This window comes from Sphaerochaeta sp. PS, assembly GCF_032144095.1.
Classification (GTDB): domain Bacteria; phylum Spirochaetota; class Spirochaetia; order Sphaerochaetales; family Sphaerochaetaceae; genus Sphaerochaeta.
In genome coordinates this window covers 46800-62966 of sequence record NZ_JAVSNJ010000002.1, presented here as the reverse complement: position 1 = coordinate 62966, position 16167 = coordinate 46800, and the positions used below count along the sequence as shown (strand labels likewise).

Sequence of the window (16167 nt, the reverse complement as noted above, 5' to 3'; positions counted from 1 at the left end):
CCTAGAGCAAATCGTCGAATTCGCTGCTGTCGACAAAGTCAGAAAGACTGCCTTCCTCGAAATCACCATCATCGATGCTTTTGCCGAACTGGTCTTCAGCACCGTCAACGTCCTCATAGAAGAGGATACGGCTGCAGTACGGGCAGAAATCTATCTGCTTCTCACTACGCACGTCATTGACAAACTGTACAGGAAGCACAATATGACAACCCTGACAAACAAGACCATGGACAGGTACAATACCCTTGCCTTTCTTGTTCTTCACGATGTTGCAGAACTTGTTGTACAGGTCCTCTGTAATATCGGCACCAATGTAGGAGTTGCATTTGATCTCCAAAGCGGAGAGTGCAGTATTTTTTTCAGCAAGCAAGGCTTCGATCTTGCTGGACTCTGAATCAACTTCGCTCTGCTGGAGGTTCATCAACTGCTCTTTCTCGGTAAGGCTCTCACCAAACTCATGAACCTGCTTTTCCTTGGCATGTACCTGCTTGAGCAGGCTCTGCTCTTTGGATGCAGCGTCCTTGATCTCTTTCTCCAAGGCTTCAAATTCACGTTGGGTAGTGATCAACTCCATCTGCTTTTCAGAATTCTCACGAGCACGAACAGAGTCGTCATACTGGATCTTGAGACTTTTCAGCTCCTGTTTCGCAGTTTCACTCCGGTCATTTTCCTCGATATATTCCTTGTTGATCTTGTCCAGCAACTCTTGCTTGACTTTCAAATCCCTTGGTAACTTGACAATCTCGTCCTCAAGGGAGAACCTAGCGGTGAGATCCTCCTGCAATTGGTTGAGTCTTGCGAAAACTTCTGCTTCTTCCATCATCCTCTCCTGCTATCTATCAAATGAAATCCTTCAATTTCCTGCTGCGCTTTGGGTGACGCAACCTTCTGAGCGCCTTGGCCTCGATCTGCCTGATGCGTTCTCTGGTTACTTCAAAATACAGTCCCACCTCTTCAAGTGTCAATGAGTATCCATCCTCAAGACCAAAACGCATCTTCAAAACCTCCTGCTCGCGGGCAGGCAGGGTTGCAAGCACGTCCTTCAGCTGTTCCTGAAGGAGGGAGTATGCCGTCTGTGTGGCAGGATTCTCCACTTCCTTGTCTTCTATGAAGTCAGAGAGCAAGGAGTCTTCCTCCTCACCTACGGGAGTTTCCAGACTGATGGGTTCCCTGGCAACGTTCTTGACTGCCTTCACCTTGACTTCTGTCCATCCAAGCTTTTCAGCGACCTCTTCGTCGGTGGGTTCCCTTCCAAGGGACTGCATCAGCATCCTTGACTCACGGACCACCTTGTTGATCTGCTCTATCATGTGGACAGGAACACGGATGGTCCGTGCCTGGTCGCTGATGGAACGGGTGATCGCCTGGCGGATCCACCAGGTGGCATAGGTGGAGAACTTGAAGCCCTTGCGGTACTCGAACTTCTCGACTGCCTTGATAAGGCCGATGTTCCCTTCCTGGACGAGGTCAAAGAAGTGCAAGCCACGGTTCGTATATTTTTTGGCGATCGAGACTACCAGACGCAAGTTGGCTCGAATGAGGCGGTCCTTGGCATCCTTCATCATCTTCTGCCCGTATTTGATCTTCGTCGAGTGAACGAGGATGTTGTCACAACACTCCTCGAACTGGTACTCGATCATCTTCAGTTCCTTGTCGGTGAGCTGCAGCTCCCTGATGAGGTCCTTGATCGTGTCACTGGTGAGGTGGAGTTCTTCCTCGATGACTGAGCATCGGCTCTGGGTTGCAAGGTCCCGGCCCAGCTGGCGCAGTTCCTTTGGGGAGGATATGTGCAGCTTGTTTTCCAACTGCTGCTTTTTCTCCTTGTAGGAGCGGATCTTGTTTTCGGAATCGATGAAATCATGGGTAAAGGAGGTGATCTCCTCTGGTTGCAGATCAATCTTCCCAAGCTTCTTGAGCAGGGCAGAGCGGCTCTTGGCAAGACTTTCATCATGGAAGACATCCTCTCCACTGCTGATCATCTGTTCCTTCTTGGCCATGTAGGTCTTCAGGGATGCCTGGACTTCCTTCAGGGGTTCTTTGTAAAACTGGGTAAAACGTTTCTGGTTGTTTACAAGGTCCTTGTAATCCTTGGCGTTGTACTCCTCTTCCTGGCCTTCCATCTTGGTGTTGAGGACCTTGATGATATCATAGAAACGGGTGATCATGATGCCGCTTTCCTGGATAACCTCGGTTATGATGCGTGCGCCATCCTCCATCTTCTTGCTCAGCTCGACCTCTTGTTCGGCGGTAAGGAGGTTCTCCCTTCCGATTTCGCGAAGGTAGAGCCGAATGGGATCATCACCGGAAGAGTCACTCTTGTCTGTACCAAGGATGGTGTTGTGCCTGACATGGTCGGTATCGCTGTCCTGGTCATTGAGTGAAGAGATATCCACAAAGCGGTTTCCACCGGCTGCGTCATCGTCTGTGCTCATGCCACTCCAGGCGTGTTTCATGGAGGATCCCTGGTCATCATCGTCCAGGTCGGAATCATCGTCATCCTCTTCAGCATCATCATCCCCATCTTCGACATCCTTTTTCTTGGAGGAATCCTTTATGGGGTAATCGTCAATGATAGAGTCTACAATGATGTCATCTTCCTCGTCTTCGAGGGTGTCATCGAGCAAGTCGGTATCATCCGGCTCGTCTTCTATGTCTGTGTCCAATTCATCGGCAGAGGGTTCTTCAACAAAGATGTCGGGAACAAGGGCCTTGTCACTTTCGGTTACAGGTATTTCCAGTTCACCTAAAGTCTGTAAGATCTCGTCAAGCGATTCATCCGTTGCCTTATCCTCACCAAGAGCATTGCGAATATCATCCTTAGAGACATAGCCCTTTACTGCCGAACGAGCTACCATGTCCTTAATGACGGTCTGCAAAATATTTTCATCAAGCATCTGTGTAATTACCTACCCTGTTTTGTATCTTGTCCAAGAGCTTGCCGAAGAATGGAGATTTTGGCGTCAATCTCTGTCTTTTCCCGAAGCAAATCCTCGATCTCGTCGTCTGCTGTCCCATCACTGAGGCTGATATCCAGCAGCCGTTTGTTGCTTACCCGTTTCTTTTCATAATTCCTGAGTTGGATCCTATTCACTGCTTCATTTAGGACATCCTGTGGTGCCAGCTTGAACTCTTCCATTGTGAAGGAGAGGGCTACATCACTGCGAAGCTGTGGGTCGTCGATCATTTGCAAGATATATTCGTCGTTCTTACCGACATCCTCACGGGCAGCATCTTCCAATACGTTGTACAGCGCTTCGGCCTCCTTGTCCTCAAGATCTTCCACAACCAGTTTGTACCGGGTTTGCAGGTACAAATCCCTATTGTTTACCAAGGTCAACATCGCATACAAGTCCAAAGAAAGGGTTGCAGGATTCAAAGGTCTGACCTGTGCCGCAGTTTCTTGCACAACCGGTTTTGCAATGAATTGCTTACCACGCAAATAATCGTCAATTATTGACGATTCGTCAACATTAAGCAACATAGAGAGATGTTTTATGAGAGCTTCCTTCTCAATTGCCGACTCCGTGGCATCCAAATAGGGCCTGACAGCCGAAAAAACAGCCGACTTTCCTTTGGACGTTGTTGTATCATACTTGTTTAACGCATTGTTTACAAGATAATGAAAGCCTTGCAATGAGGTTTGCAGGTCGCTTTTCAGTGCCTCCTCACCAGCCTTCTCAACCAGTTCCGCTGCATCCTTTGCCTTGGTCAGCTTGAGCACCTTATTCTCCATGCCAAACTTCTGTGCAAGGATGAGGGCCTTTGCGGTTGCATTCTGTCCAGCATCATCACTGTCGAAGAGTGTGGTGACGGAAACGCAGTATCGTCTGAGCAGTTTTACCTGTTCTTCGGTAAAGGAAGTGCCCAAAGGGGCCATGGCATTGGTGTACCCACTCTGATGCATCGCAACCACATCGAAATTTCCCTCACAGAGGATGGCCTTCTGGTCCTTCTTGATAGTTTCCAGGGACTCATAGAGGCCGAACAAGTTGTTTTTCTTGCTGTATATGGCAGTTTCGGGGGTATTGATGTATTTGGCCTTGCTGGTACCGGAGAGGTCCCGTGCCCCAAAGGCGACGGTTTTCCCCTGCCAGGTGCGGATAGGAAACATCAGGCGGTCCCGAAAAAGGGGATATTGTGTATTCTTTTGGCTGAACAGGCCGCTTTGCAACAGAATCTCATCGCTATAGTGCTGTTTCTTGAGGAAATCATAGAGCCACGAGGCATTGTCAGGTGCGTAGCCAAGGCGGAAACGTTCCCACATCGCAGGGCTCACATTTCGGCCCTTCAGGTACTCCCTCCCCTTCTGTCCCAACGGTGAGGAGAGCAGGATGTAGTGGAAGGAACCAGCAATCTTGTCGTAAAGGGAGTAGAGCGTCTCGTTGAGGTCTCGTTTCTCCTTTTCATGAGGGCTCTCCTCAGCAAGTTCCACATTGGCTTTGGTAGCAAGTATCTTTACCGACTCTATGAAGGGGACCTTCTCCATCTCCATGATGAAGTCAAACATCGACCCACCCTTCTTGCAGCTGAAACAGTAGTAGAAACCCTGGTCGTCGACTACAGAAAAGGATGCAGTCTTCTCCTGGTGGAAGGGACAGAGCCCCCACAGGCGCCCACCCCTATTGGAAAGGGTGACATAATCAGAGACAACCTCACTGATGGATAGCCTGGCCTTGATCTGGTCAAGGACATCATCGGATATTTTTGCCATAAAGACCTAAAACCTGATGATGGGTTGGTTGCCAGACCTGTCTTCAAGCAACGCTTCAATCTCTTCTTTGGTGTAGAGCTTTCCGATTCCCATACCAGGACACGATGCCATCTCGGCATCCCAAGCAGCTTTGTTTTCCACTATGCTTCTCCAGAACGGGTAGGTACGACACTGTTCGGGTCTACCTTCATAGACGGAACAGCCTTTCTCTGTCAGGAAAATGCAATCGTAATTCTTCTTTTCTTGAAGACTGATCATATGATGGGTATCAACAGGGACCTTTCGGCAGTAGAGCTCGATGCACTTCTCTTCGGAAATTCCAAGATGGGAGGATAACCTGGTAAGGTCTTCCTGGGAAAGGAACACAAACCCGGGTTCACAGCTACAACAGTAGTTGCAGCCAGTACATTCGAATTGTAACCCTTTCTCATAGAAGCAGCTCATTGACACCCCTTTTAGCGCAGTGTGACGGAAAAGAGGCCTTCCTCTGAGAAGAAGGCCTCCATTTGGAGAGAGAAGGATTCGAACCTTCGAAGGTGTAACCAACAGATTTACAGTCTGCCCCCTTTGGCCGCTCGGGAACCTCTCCGTTTGCCAAAGACAACCGTACATTACCGAGTATTGGTATCTTTGTCAACCTTGATTCCAGAAAAAAGCTTGTAAATACCCCATGGAATCCAATTTCTCAGAAGCCCTTGACATTGTCACAACCCAACCAGTATATTGCAGATGGTCTTTTTGCCGCCTTAGCTCAGTTGGCCAGAGCACGTGACTTGTAATCTCGGGGTCGTCAGTTCGAATCTGACAGGCGGCTAAACCAATCAGGGACATACCATAGGGTGTGTCCCTATTTTATGTCCATGGGTTTAGATTGATAGGTACTCCAAACCAGTTTTTATAGAAGTTGATTCAGAACAAATCAGAATGAGTACCAGTCCTAGTCAACACCAAAACCAGCAACTCCTGTTCTAGATGGTACACCAGCAACCTATCAGGCTGGACATGACATTCACGGTAACCTGCCCAATTACCTGATAAGGCATGATTCTGGCAACGGAAGACCATCGGCTAGGAGACTGACTATCTGATGAAGCCTTTTGTATGACAAACCCCCGCTTTTGCATGAGTTTTATATCTTTTTGGAATCTTCTCGTCGGTTTGATTTCATATTTAGTCATGCAAAAGATCATTGAACAGGGAATCAACATCGAGATACCCCTTCACATCTGGATCACTTGCAATTATCTCAGCCTCTCGCATTGCCTTGATAGTCTCTTTGTTAGGTATATCCAGTGAGATTTCAAAGGGAATACGACCTTGCCGCACAACTTGACGAGCCAAATATATTTACAGCTGTTGACACATTCATTCCCAGGTCAGATACAACTTCTTCCAATTGGGATTTGAGTGTTTTATCCATTCGGATATGTATATTTGAATTTTCTTTCATGTTTGCCCTCTCTACATGATGCTTTAGTACTACATTTGTAAGAATGCTATACATGGTAACTACATTTCAATACAAGGTCATTGTTTTCTATAATATATTGAGAATTGGGTATAATCACTCGGCTATGTCCGGCAATTGATGATCTCTTGTAAAGTATATAGTACATCATAGCGGTATACTTTAGCGTAGAGGTAGATAAGACGAGTATTTTGAAACTATCAAAATATCGTATTGACAGGATTCATCAGCTGTAAAAAGGGAGTAACCTGTTCACAAAAAATATACAACCAGATACAAACAATCCTTGTAATTTGTTTTTAGTAGTATGTTTATGGGCATTACAATGCCCTTTTGTGCTGTTCGTTCGTATAAAGTTTCTCAGAATTGCCAACAGGCGGCTTATACAACCAATCAAGGGCATGTGTGTGTGTTTTTGGGCTAGGCCTGCTTCATCGCAGTTGAGCTACGTATCGTCAGGTAGGTATCAAGGACTACATCGCCTACCTCACCCTTGTCAAAGAGCGAGCCTATCATCTCAACCGATCTGACACCCAGCTGCTTTGCATCCTGGTAGACCGAAGTGAGCTCAGGACGGGCAATGCTGGCAAGAGTGGAGTCATCGTACCCTATGACCGATACCTGGCTTGGCACCTGTATGTGCTGTTCCCTGAGGGCCTGGAGCACCCCTGCCGCAACCGAATCGTTTCCGCACAATACGGCATCGAAATCCCTCAACGTGGAAAGGAACTGCTTAGTCCTTTCATAGCCGCTCTCAAAGGTGTAGTCAGTCGTACAGAGCAGCGTAGGGTCAAGGACGAGACCGAACTCGGAAATAGCCCTCAGATACCCTGCCAAGCGATCCAGGGAGGCATAGCTACCCCTTCTGGGGTCATCAATGAGCGCAAGGATCTCCTCGATGGACCCCCCAGGCTCCTGCCAGAACCCAATGAAGAAGGCAATATTGCGCCGTCCCAGCCTAAGCAGCAGTTTGGTGGCAAGATAGCCACCCTGCTCGTTGTTGTAGTATATGTGGGGCCTGTGTTGGAGAAAACTCCTCCTGTATAAAACCAAAAGAGGAAACGATTCGGCAAACAGAGCCTGTGCCAGCTGTGCAGAGCCATCGGCTAGAGGGCAGAAAAGAAGCCCATCGACCTGGGCCCTTGAGGCAAGGCGTAGGCACTCCTCCTCCCTACCAGGATCCCCATGACAGCTGAACACCAAGGTCTGGTAGGAGTGTTGGGTAGCGCCCAAGAGGACACCCTCAAGCATCTGTGCAAAGAAGGCATTGCTAGCACTGGGAAGGATGATGGCAAGCATCCTGGCCTGGCTGTAGCGAATCGGCTGTCTCAGCTTGTAGTCCAGCTTTGCAATGGCATCGGCGACTTTCCTGTGGGAAGAGGCATCGACAATGGAAGGGTTGTTCATAGCCCTTGATACTGTGGCAATGGAAACACCAGCCTCATCGGCCACATCCTGGATGGTAACCTGCTTTTTCTTCTTCATTCGCCTACCCCTTCAGAGACAAGAGAAAGTGCAACACCCACCTTGGCAAGGGATGCAAAGAACTGGGGATAGGAGACTTCAGCACACTCAGCGCCCTTGACCTCTACCGGGCCATCGGCCATCAGGGCCGCTGCGGTGAGGGCCATCGCCACCCTATGGTCGCCATGGCTCTCCACAACCCCACCATGCAGGGGTCTTCCCCCATGGACAATCATCTGGTCCGAGGTTATCTCAACCTCAGCTCCAAGCTTTGCCAGTTCTTCTGCCATTACCAGCACCCTGTCGCTCTCCTTGACCCTCACATGGGCAAGGTTGGTGAACACGGTCCTACCTTGGGCAAAAAGGGCTGCGACAGAGAGGGCTGGCAGGGCATCGGGGATATCTCCGAGGTCAATAATCTGCCCCCCCTTGAGCTTTTTGCCACCCTTGATCACCAGGCTTCCCGCCTCCCTGTCGGCCGTCAGGTCTGCACCCATGGCCATCAGCAGCTCAACGATGCGCTTATCACCCTGGGCATCCTCAAAATTCAAGCCCGTTATCGTAAGCGATGAGGGACTTACCAGAGCGGCAACCAAGGGAAAGGCAACGGCTGACCAGTCAGAGGGGATCGTACATTCCCCGCCTGTGTACCTCTGGCCACCTTCGATGACAAAATGGGTGTACAGCGGTTCATCGCTCTCTATCCTGGCCCCAAAGCGTCGGATCCAATCAAGGGTCATCTGTACATAGGGCTTTTCCAGGGGCTTACGTACGTGGATCTCAGTTTTGTTCTTCCCTAAAGGGGAGACCAGAAGCAGGCTTGAGACAAATTGGGAATTGAACCCATCCAGGGTAACGGAGCCTCCCTCCAAACCACCCTTCACAAAGAGCGGGGGCGCATTGTGGTTGGGCCTTGTGATCTCAAGCTCGACACCCAGCTGGCGCAAGGCCTCCACCAGGACCCTGATGGGACGGGCCCTGACCTGCTCATCGCCTGTGATGAAGGTATAGCCCTCAGCAAGACTGGCCATGGAGGTGACAAAACTGGTGGTAGTGCCAGAGTTCCTGGTGTCAATATGGGATTCAGGGCTCTGCAGGCATTTCCCTTTTCCCTGGATGACCACCCCTCCCTCGCCTTGGGTTACCGTAGCACCAAAGGCCTTCGCGGCAGAGATGGCACTCAACCCATCACCGCTGACCAGGGGATTGTGAATGAGGCTCTCTCCCTCTGAAAGCGTGGCAAGAAGGACCGCACGGATCGTATGGCTCTTCGAACCGGGAACCTGAAGGGTGCCTGTCAATGAGCTCTTTGTTATGGTAACTGTCATCGCAATCCTCCTCATGCTCGTTTTCGCGCAAACATGGAGCAAAACAGACGCTTCACCCCTTTGCTATTGGACAGGAGCGTCAATACAGTCAAAAGGGTCAAAGTCAGGGTCAAAGGACGGCCAAACAGGGCGGTATAGAAATGATCCTCTGATGAGGCCAATGAAATGGCCCTTCGAAAATTGGAATCCATCATCCCACCAAGCACGATGGCTAGGGTCATGGGAGCAACCGAATATTCACGCCTGCGCATGACAAATCCGAGGATCCCGAAAAAGAACATCAGCCCCACATCAAACATCCTGTTGTTGACCGCAAACGAGCCGATGACACAGAGCACGGTAACCAGGGGAAGGAGGATCCGTTTGGGCACCGCTATGATCTTGCTGATCCTCGGGGCTGCCAAAAATCCCAACAAAAGCAAAAAGATGCTTCCCACAAACCCACCTGCCAATATGGCATGGAACATCTGGGGATTGGTCTTGATGAACATCGGCCCTGGGCGCAAGCCATGGACATAGAATACTGAGAGGATGATCGCTGTGACGGCATCACCCGGGATGGCAAGGGTAAGCAGAGGTATCATTGCCCCTCCGATACAGGCATTGTTGGCTGTCTCGCTGGCAACGATACCCTCGACAGCCCCTTCACCAAAGGGAACGGAGGGGTGTTTGACAACCCGTTTCGCCTCACTGTAGGCAAGGAATGCGGCAACAGGTCCGCCAGCCCCTGGAAGGGCCCCGACAAAGGTGCCTATGGTAGCATAATAGAGGGAGATGGTGAACTGTTTCAGGACCTCCTTGGTCTTCACTACCGTCCTGGTAACCTTGGAAACCTCGGCATCCATGGAAGAGCCGGAGATGACCGTCAGGACCTCTGCAAACCCAAACAGCCCAACCAGGGCCGGGACGATGTTGATGCCAGCCTGCAAATTCTGGATGCCAAAGTTCAGGCGGGCAGTACCCATGACCGAATCTATCCCAACAAGGCTGAACAGCAGGCCCAGACAGGCACTTATCAGGCCTTTGGCAAAACTCTTGGTCGTAAGGGACCCTACGGTGCTCAAACCAAAGAGGGCAAGCAAAAAATAATCCATGGGAGTGAAATTGAGGGCAACATTTGATATCGGCTTTGCAAGCAACCAAAGAACGATAAAGCCAAACAACGTACCTATAAAGGAGTAGATGATGGCGTATTTCAGGGCCTTGTACGCCTCCCCTCTCTTCGCCAGGGGGAACCCGTCAAGGGTAGTGACGACCGAGGAGGGAGCCCCTGGAATGTTGATGAGGATCGCAGAGATGGCCCCGGAGAATACCCCCACCACATAGACACCCATCACCGTTGCCAGAGCGTCTGTTGTCTGCCATGAGTAGGTTATGGAGACCAGCAAGGCAGTGGCCATTGAGACGGAAAGGCCAGGGATCGCCCCCACGAAGAGACCGGCGACAGAGCCGGCAAAGACCAACAGGACAAAGCGAATATCCAGCATATAGGCCGCTATTCCCAGAATTTCATTCATACGACACCCTTTATGGCAACATGACATGCAAAAGCATGCCAAAGAGAACATAGACGACAAGAGGAAAAGAGATGCTCAGCAAGGCTATGAGCCAGAGCCTTCTCTCCTTGAGGTAGAGAAAGGTCGCTACCAAGAACAAGAACGTGGCCAGGATGAACCCAACCAGGCCGATCCCTTGCATATAGGCAAATACCAACAGGGTTACGACAGCGGTCTTTTTCCAGGAAATATCAGCAACCGGCCCTTGTGCAACCTCTCCATCAGCCCTGTTTGCAGAGCCTTCTTGCCGTCCCTCACGTAACAGCGAAAGGGAGAGGAGAAAGAGAAACACCGCTATGACGAGAGGGAACAGGTAGGGGGATTGCTTCCATTGGGAGCCGGAATCGGCATGAAAATAGAGGGAGTAGACAAACAGGGCTGTAGAGGCAACCAGAAAGAACAACCCTTCCAGGCATGTACCGTTTGCATTGAGTTTCTTACCATTCATCCAAAGGTTCCTTTTCATAGGGAAGCCCTCCCCTTCATCAGGCAGAGGGCATCCACATCGCAATTCGGTCAGTATGTCAGCTTGGAAATTCCAAATTTCTCAGGACTGATCTTGGCAGCACCGCTGTCATAGAGCATCCAGGAGACCAATGACTCCCAATCCTTGAAGAAGGTGCGCATCTTCTCTTCAGTAGGATATTTCTCATAGAGCTTGTCCAACGAATTGGAGGCGACGAAGGCTTTCCAGCCCTCTTCCTGGACACTCTTCTGAGCGGCATCCTTGAGGATGGCCACGATCTCCTGGGGAACATCCTTGTCTACCAGGAGGGATAGGGGGGTAAAGGGGTTGGAGAGATATACCTCAGACCCTGAGACCACTTCGGCCAGGGTGGGTACATCGGGATAGGAGGCCAATCGGTTCTGTTCGGAGATGCCGAGCAGCCTGAGGTCCCCGTTTTCCAGATACCCGGTTACGGTCGAGAAGTTTGAGTTGGTAAAGTCAACCTGGTTACCAAGAACGGCAAGGATGCAATCCGATCCACCTGGATAGGCGGTGAGGGCCATCTGCATGCCAAGCTTGTTGTAGATCAGGGACTGCACATGGCCTGACCCACCGGGGCCGGTATAGGACATCTTCACCTTTCCAGGTCGTGCCTTGATGTCGGCGACTAGGTCTGCAAGGCTCTTGTACGGGGAATTCTTGTTGACGACAATGACCTTCGGGTCATTTACTACAACCATGATTGGGGTAAAGTCAGCATAGCTCATGTCACTGAGGCCCATCACCCGCTGTGTGCCCAGGGACTCTGCGGTAAAGAGTATGGTATAGCCATCAGGCTTGGCATCAAGGACAGTCCTTGCTCCAATGGATCCCGAGGCACCACCCTGGTTGATGACTGTAATGGATTTTCCCAGATGCTTTTCCATCTGTATGGCAAGCTGCCTTCCACTCAGGTCGGTGGTTCCCCCTGCCCCATACGGGACGATCATGGTAATGGCCCGTTTTGGGTAGATGGCTTCGTTTTGTGGCTCAGCCATTCCACTGGCCATCAGAACGGTTGCTAGTGCAAACAGGACCACCGTCAGTGCGAGTGATTTTTTCATCGAATTCTCCTATTCTGTATCCATTTGTAATGAATGGACAGTGTGATGTAAAAAGTATCATTGAATTATCCGTTTTTGTCAATTCAAATGAATATTTTTACATTTTAGGGTACAAGTATATTACTCCTTATTATGAAAGAGATTGCATACGCTTGCATGAAGAATTGAAGAAGTGCTTATGTAGATAGAATACAAACAGAGAGAATCATGCGAGAAGGACAGTTCTCCCATAAGCTAGTTTTTACAGAAAATGTAAATTTTACATCCCAGAAATGCTACTGGCTCCCGCAAGGTCTGGGCGCAGTTTTTCTGCACCGTCAAGGAATACCGGCCGAACCTGCTCGACAGCCCTGTTGGCTACTATCATCACCCGGATGACCCGTTCGAGCATCCCCTCGATCTCAAGCTCCTGCATGCAGAACAGGGGGGTAGTTGCACAGTACCCACCCTTTCGCAACCCAGCTGCAGGGTTGCGGCTTTTCAGGTCCCCTGTCTGGGTAAGCAACAGGCAGGCTATATCAGCCTCACACAGGCCATTGGCCTCCAATACTGCGGCAAATAGCTTGCAGGCTGCCATATCAATGAGGGCCGGATCATCTGCCGCTACGCAGATAGCCCCTCTAATTGCGGAAATGAGTGGATTGGACATGCATTCTCCTTAACTGACAACCACACCATGGGCTACCAGATTTTCAATAATCGCAACAAGGGTACTGAGCAAGAATACCCCAACCATCCTGGCAAGGGTCAGAAGTATCGGGGAAAGCGGGAATACATGGTCACTGCTCCAGACAATGAAGGAGAACACTATGATCCACAGCCCAAAGAGAAGACTCGACCAGCTGATGAGGATGAGTGCAAACTGCAAAAGGTCAATGAACTGCTGGCCCACATAAAAATAACTGCTCAGCAGGTATACCAGGAAAAAGAACAGGTATAGGAGCAATGTATAGGTGTGTACCCTGCTGGAAAAAGCCAGCAACCTTCTTGTATGCAACATATGCCAATGGTATCACTTATGGCAGGATGGGGGCAACCGGGAAACTCACAAAGATGGGCGATCCCGTAACATGCACTTCCAGCGAATCCGATAGACCCAGGTTGGAAAGGGAGATGGTGGAGAAGTCCATCCTATACCCTACCAAAGGCCAACGGAGTGCTGGGGCATCCACCTTCGACTCACCATGGAACAGGGCTGGGTAGAAACTTACCGTCACCCCAGGCTCGAGGCCACTGAACTTGTGGAAGGACTGGACAAGAAAATTGGTCTCATACCGGGTATACCAAATCCTTGGTGGCCCAAAATGGGAAAAAAGGGCGTAGGTCTGAAACAGGTGGTCCATGCGGTAGCCACCACCTCCGACCAGTACATAGTCCTGACACCCATGCTCAAAAGCCTTCTCCAGGGCGAGGTAGGTATCGCTGTGGTCCTTCTCCCTTGCAAAGCGTCGATGGGCCAGAGCCTGAATCTCATCGGCGAACAGGGTAGAATCAAAATCGCCAACGGCATAGTGGACTGAGTACCCCAGACGTTTGGAGAGATCGTAGCCACTGTCGGCCGCGATCAGGTAGTCCCCTTCCTCAACAAGATCTTCAGGAAGGGAAGCTGGAGCCCCTCCTCCGGTAAATACAATGGCCTTACTCATATTTTTCTCACTTTACCTTGCTGGATGCCATATATTGGAATACGATATCCCTATACTCTTTCAAAAGGAACTGTCATGTCAAACACTCAAGAACGTCTTAGGAATCTTGCGCTCCATAGCGCTGACATCCTCCTACCCAAAAAAGGAGTGGATCTTTCCAAGTGGGCTGTTGTCGCTTGCGACCAGTATACTTCAGAAAAATCCTATTGGGAACAATGCAAAACCTACGTTGGGGAGGAGCCATCCACCCTTAACCTCATATTCCCCGAAGCCTATCTGGAAGAAGCAGAGCCGGAAAAGCGTATCGCCACCATCAACGAGCACATGGCCAACTACACCAAGGGGAATCTGTTCGATACCTATGAGAACTGCTTTTTCCTGGTACACCGGACCACCGATACCTTCGAAAAAGGCAGATGGGGACTGCTGGTCTTGCTTGACCTCGAGCAATACGACTACTCGGTGACTTCCCGCTCCCTTATCCGTGCCACAGAAGGCACCATCCTCAGCCGCATCCCACCAAGAAAGCAGATCCGGAAAAAGGCATCCCTGGAACTGCCCCATATCATGGTGCTCATCAGTGATGAGAAACGCTCGGTCATCGAGCCGTTGGCAGCCAAGACAGACAGGTTGCAGAGGGCCTATGAAACGACTCTCATGGCCGGCGGTGGTACCCTTGAGGCGTGGGTGGTCGACAGCGAGGAGGACTTTAGCGCAATAGCCGATGCCCTTGAGGTGTTGCGTGACAGGCTCAACCCCGAAAACCCCCTGCTCTATGCAATGGGAGATGGGAACCATAGCCTCGCAACCGCAAAAAGCTGCTGGGAGGACATCAAGGCAACCCTTCCGTCTGACAGGTGGGACAACCATCCTGGGCGGTATGCCATGGTGGAGCTTGAGAACATCTATGACCCAGGCCTCGCCTTCGAGCCTATCCATCGCGTCCTCTTTGGCCTGTCATTCGAGACCTTCCGACAAGAGGTGGCCAAATGTGCTGAGATCGTGATCGTTGAGCAGGTGGACGACCTGGAGACCCTGCACACCCTCATAAACGAGAGGTCCGATTCACAGCGGTTTGGCTATAGGGACAAGAGTGGCTTCTACCTCTTCAGCCTTAGCGGGGCCATAGCAAGCATTGCTGCCGGCACCCTTCAGATAGTGATAGACTCGCTGCTCGCCCAGAAAAAGGCTACTGTCGACTATATCCATGGAGAACAGGTAACTGCAGCTCTTGGCGAGAAGGAACACAATTGCGCCCTGATCCTTCCCAACGTTTCCAAGGAGACCTTCTTCGATACCATCATCAAGGACAATGCGCTGCCCAGAAAGACCTTCAGCATGGGTGAGGCAAACGAGAAGAGATATTACATGGAGGCGAGGAAGATCGGCAGCTAGCCTTTCAGCAGTGCCGAGGCATCATATTGGCCACAGCGAACCAGGGTATACGGTTTGGTTGTACAGTCGATGAGCGTTGAGGGAACAGTCCCCTGCTTTTCCGACCCTACGACAAAAGCCGGTACCCTGTCCTTGAAGGCAAAGATGATGTCGGTTATGTTGGTGATGGTCTGGTAGCCCGACTCATTGACACTGGTGGAGTAGATGGGGGAACCGAGCTTTTTCAGCATCCCCTGGAGAAACTCCCCTGAGGGAACCCTGACAGCTGTTGTCCCGCTGCCGTCGATGTTGTTCAGGATCGCCGTCAGGGCACAGGGCCATGCCTCTTCGATATCCTTGGGGACGATGCAGATCTCTTTGGCTTGGCTCAAGGTAGCAAGCACAAGGAAGGGTTTTGTCTCCCCTCGGTACTTCACCTTCCGCAAGGCCTGTTCGGCTGAACCGACTTTTGCGCATAGGCCATAGATAGTATCACAGGGAAGGACCAACACCTTGTCCTCCTGCAGCAACTGGACAACCCTATCTAGGGTCCCAGGCAACTGCCTATACAATACTTCTGCTTCTTCACGTTCACTGATCATCTATGACTGGTTCTCCTCTTCTGTATGAAAGCCCATACTACTGTAAACACAACGGAAAATGCTAGAGCCATGAGCGCTATCGAAGATTTTGCCAATCCCGTATATCTCGTATTTCCTGTAGTGGTATCGGGTATTTGTTGGGAGGTCTGTGCCGGTTGCAAGCCACCATCATCGGCAAAATAGAAGACCTGCTCCCCCTCCCCTTGATAGCCGAACCTGAAAGCGGCATCCTTGAGAGCATCGGAGGAAGACATCTGCGTCTTCTGCTGTTCGAGCGAAGCAACCTGCAGATGGAGTATCTCCTGCTGATAGCGCAACCTTTCCAATTCCAGCTTGAGGGACCTGGCATGGAAAAAACCCTCTTGGCCAAACAAACCAAGAATCAAAAAATATGATATTATCATGCTCAGAGTGAATACTAACCCTAATTTTCTTGTCATGCATTTGTTCAACTTATATACTATCTA

The 16167-nt window shown here is 50.4% G+C and carries 16 protein-coding genes, 2 tRNA genes and 1 pseudogene; 2 read left to right on the top strand and 17 right to left on the bottom strand.

Going from position 1 to position 16167, the window contains the following annotated elements; all coding sequences use genetic code 11:
* Position 1: 1 nt before the first annotated feature.
* The 6 genes and pseudogenes from ROJ03_RS02820 to ROJ03_RS02795 all read right to left on the bottom strand — a co-directional run bounded on the left by ROJ03_RS02820 (position 2) and on the right by ROJ03_RS02795 (position 5300).
* Positions 2 to 820: a C4-type zinc ribbon domain-containing protein gene (locus ROJ03_RS02820; RefSeq protein WP_313725470.1), complete on the bottom strand. Its 819-nt coding sequence runs from the start codon at positions 818 to 820 to the stop codon at positions 2 to 4.
* Between the two features lie 19 nt (positions 821 to 839).
* On the bottom strand, positions 840 to 2894 hold the full coding sequence (rpoD, locus tag ROJ03_RS02815) for an RNA polymerase sigma factor RpoD (protein WP_313725469.1): 2055 nt from the start codon (positions 2892 to 2894) through the stop codon (positions 840 to 842).
* 8 nt (positions 2895 to 2902) lie between these two features.
* Complete coding sequence (gene dnaG / locus ROJ03_RS02810) at positions 2903 to 4711, bottom strand: DNA primase (RefSeq protein ID WP_313725468.1); 1809 nt, start codon at positions 4709 to 4711, stop codon at positions 2903 to 2905.
* Between the two features lie 6 nt (positions 4712 to 4717).
* Positions 4718 to 4852, bottom strand: coding sequence for a hypothetical protein (locus ROJ03_RS02805; RefSeq protein WP_313725792.1), 135 nt, complete (start codon positions 4850 to 4852; stop codon positions 4718 to 4720).
* 18 nt (positions 4853 to 4870) lie between these two features.
* Positions 4871 to 5155: pseudogene (locus ROJ03_RS02800) on the bottom strand (YkgJ family cysteine cluster protein); the annotation flags it as partial.
* 63 nt (positions 5156 to 5218) lie between these two features.
* A tRNA-Tyr gene (locus tag ROJ03_RS02795) sits at positions 5219 to 5300 on the bottom strand.
* A 151-nt stretch (positions 5301 to 5451) separates the two neighbouring features.
* On the opposite strand from ROJ03_RS02795, the gene ROJ03_RS02790 reads away from it, so the two are divergent.
* A tRNA-Thr gene (locus ROJ03_RS02790) sits at positions 5452 to 5525 on the top strand.
* A 95-nt stretch (positions 5526 to 5620) separates the two neighbouring features.
* Here ROJ03_RS02790 and ROJ03_RS02785 read toward each other — a convergent pair.
* The 9 genes from ROJ03_RS02785 to ROJ03_RS02740 all read right to left on the bottom strand — a co-directional run bounded on the left by ROJ03_RS02785 (position 5621) and on the right by ROJ03_RS02740 (position 13724).
* The gene (locus ROJ03_RS02785) at positions 5621 to 5776 is read right to left on the bottom strand and encodes a type II toxin-antitoxin system mRNA interferase toxin, RelE/StbE family (RefSeq protein WP_313725467.1); all 156 of its coding nucleotides are present in this window, start codon (positions 5774 to 5776) and stop codon (positions 5621 to 5623) included.
* 823 nt (positions 5777 to 6599) lie between these two features.
* On the bottom strand, positions 6600 to 7664 hold the full coding sequence (locus tag ROJ03_RS02775; protein ID WP_313725466.1) for a LacI family DNA-binding transcriptional regulator: 1065 nt from the start codon (positions 7662 to 7664) through the stop codon (positions 6600 to 6602).
* The gene (gene aroA / locus ROJ03_RS02770) at positions 7661 to 8971 is read right to left on the bottom strand and encodes a 3-phosphoshikimate 1-carboxyvinyltransferase (protein WP_313725465.1); all 1311 of its coding nucleotides are present in this window, start codon (positions 8969 to 8971) and stop codon (positions 7661 to 7663) included. Before aroA ends, ROJ03_RS02775 begins: the two co-directional genes overlap by 4 nt.
* A gap of 11 nt (positions 8972 to 8982) precedes the next feature.
* Positions 8983 to 10488: a tripartite tricarboxylate transporter permease gene (locus ROJ03_RS02765; RefSeq protein ID WP_313725464.1), complete on the bottom strand. Its 1506-nt coding sequence runs from the start codon at positions 10486 to 10488 to the stop codon at positions 8983 to 8985.
* Between the two features lie 10 nt (positions 10489 to 10498).
* Positions 10499 to 10993, bottom strand: coding sequence for a tripartite tricarboxylate transporter TctB family protein (locus ROJ03_RS02760; RefSeq protein WP_313725463.1), 495 nt, complete (start codon positions 10991 to 10993; stop codon positions 10499 to 10501).
* Positions 10994 to 11043: 50 nt separating this feature from the next.
* Entirely contained in the window at positions 11044 to 12078 is a 1035-nt protein-coding gene (locus ROJ03_RS02755; protein WP_313725462.1) for a tripartite tricarboxylate transporter substrate binding protein, read from the bottom strand.
* 259 nt (positions 12079 to 12337) lie between these two features.
* On the bottom strand, positions 12338 to 12727 hold the full coding sequence (gene aroH / locus ROJ03_RS02750; RefSeq protein ID WP_313725461.1) for a chorismate mutase: 390 nt from the start codon (positions 12725 to 12727) through the stop codon (positions 12338 to 12340).
* A gap of 9 nt (positions 12728 to 12736) precedes the next feature.
* Entirely contained in the window at positions 12737 to 13078 is a 342-nt protein-coding gene (locus ROJ03_RS02745) for a hypothetical protein (RefSeq protein WP_313725460.1), read from the bottom strand.
* 16 nt (positions 13079 to 13094) lie between these two features.
* Positions 13095 to 13724, bottom strand: coding sequence for a thiamine diphosphokinase (locus tag ROJ03_RS02740; RefSeq protein WP_313725459.1), 630 nt, complete (start codon positions 13722 to 13724; stop codon positions 13095 to 13097).
* Positions 13725 to 13799: 75 nt separating this feature from the next.
* On the opposite strand from ROJ03_RS02740, the gene ROJ03_RS02735 reads away from it, so the two are divergent.
* Positions 13800 to 15119, top strand: a complete 1320-nt coding sequence (locus tag ROJ03_RS02735; protein WP_313725458.1) for a DUF1015 domain-containing protein — start codon at positions 13800 to 13802, stop codon at positions 15117 to 15119.
* Here ROJ03_RS02735 and ROJ03_RS02730 read toward each other — a convergent pair.
* Complete coding sequence (locus tag ROJ03_RS02730) at positions 15116 to 15700, bottom strand: L-threonylcarbamoyladenylate synthase (RefSeq protein WP_313725457.1); 585 nt, start codon at positions 15698 to 15700, stop codon at positions 15116 to 15118. The two genes, ROJ03_RS02735 and ROJ03_RS02730, sit on opposite strands and share 4 nt — an antisense overlap.
* Positions 15697 to 16104: a hypothetical protein gene (locus ROJ03_RS02725; RefSeq protein ID WP_313725456.1), complete on the bottom strand. Its 408-nt coding sequence runs from the start codon at positions 16102 to 16104 to the stop codon at positions 15697 to 15699. The genes ROJ03_RS02730 and ROJ03_RS02725 overlap by 4 nt, the downstream gene beginning before the upstream one ends.
* Positions 16105 to 16167 lie beyond the last annotated feature (63 nt).

What these genes read in the sequence shown, in the direction of transcription:
- ROJ03_RS02820 (WP_313725470.1), bottom strand. Translation starts at nt 820, where the DNA reads ATGGAAGAAGCAGAAGTTTTCGCAAGACTCAACCAATTGCAGGAGGAT.
- rpoD (WP_313725469.1), bottom strand. Translation starts at nt 2,894, where the DNA reads ATGCTTGATGAAAATATTTTGCAGACCGTCATTAAGGACATGGTAGCT.
- dnaG (WP_313725468.1), bottom strand. Translation starts at nt 4,711, where the DNA reads ATGGCAAAAATATCCGATGATGTCCTTGACCAGATCAAGGCCAGGCTA.
- ROJ03_RS02785 (WP_313725467.1), bottom strand. Translation starts at nt 5,776, where the DNA reads ATGGTCTTCCGTTGCCAGAATCATGCCTTATCAGGTAATTGGGCAGGT.
- ROJ03_RS02775 (WP_313725466.1), bottom strand. Translation starts at nt 7,664, where the DNA reads ATGAAGAAGAAAAAGCAGGTTACCATCCAGGATGTGGCCGATGAGGCT.
- aroA (WP_313725465.1), bottom strand. Translation starts at nt 8,971, where the DNA reads ATGACAGTTACCATAACAAAGAGCTCATTGACAGGCACCCTTCAGGTT.
- ROJ03_RS02765 (WP_313725464.1), bottom strand. Translation starts at nt 10,488, where the DNA reads ATGAATGAAATTCTGGGAATAGCGGCCTATATGCTGGATATTCGCTTT.
- ROJ03_RS02760 (WP_313725463.1), bottom strand. Translation starts at nt 10,993, where the DNA reads ATGAAAAGGAACCTTTGGATGAATGGTAAGAAACTCAATGCAAACGGT.
- ROJ03_RS02755 (WP_313725462.1), bottom strand. Translation starts at nt 12,078, where the DNA reads ATGAAAAAATCACTCGCACTGACGGTGGTCCTGTTTGCACTAGCAACC.
- aroH (WP_313725461.1), bottom strand. Translation starts at nt 12,727, where the DNA reads ATGTCCAATCCACTCATTTCCGCAATTAGAGGGGCTATCTGCGTAGCG.
- ROJ03_RS02745 (WP_313725460.1), bottom strand. Translation starts at nt 13,078, where the DNA reads ATGTTGCATACAAGAAGGTTGCTGGCTTTTTCCAGCAGGGTACACACC.
- ROJ03_RS02740 (WP_313725459.1), bottom strand. Translation starts at nt 13,724, where the DNA reads ATGAGTAAGGCCATTGTATTTACCGGAGGAGGGGCTCCAGCTTCCCTT.
- ROJ03_RS02735 (WP_313725458.1), top strand. Translation starts at nt 13,800, where the DNA reads ATGTCAAACACTCAAGAACGTCTTAGGAATCTTGCGCTCCATAGCGCT.
- ROJ03_RS02730 (WP_313725457.1), bottom strand. Translation starts at nt 15,700, where the DNA reads ATGATCAGTGAACGTGAAGAAGCAGAAGTATTGTATAGGCAGTTGCCT.
- ROJ03_RS02725 (WP_313725456.1), bottom strand. Translation starts at nt 16,104, where the DNA reads ATGATAATATCATATTTTTTGATTCTTGGTTTGTTTGGCCAAGAGGGT.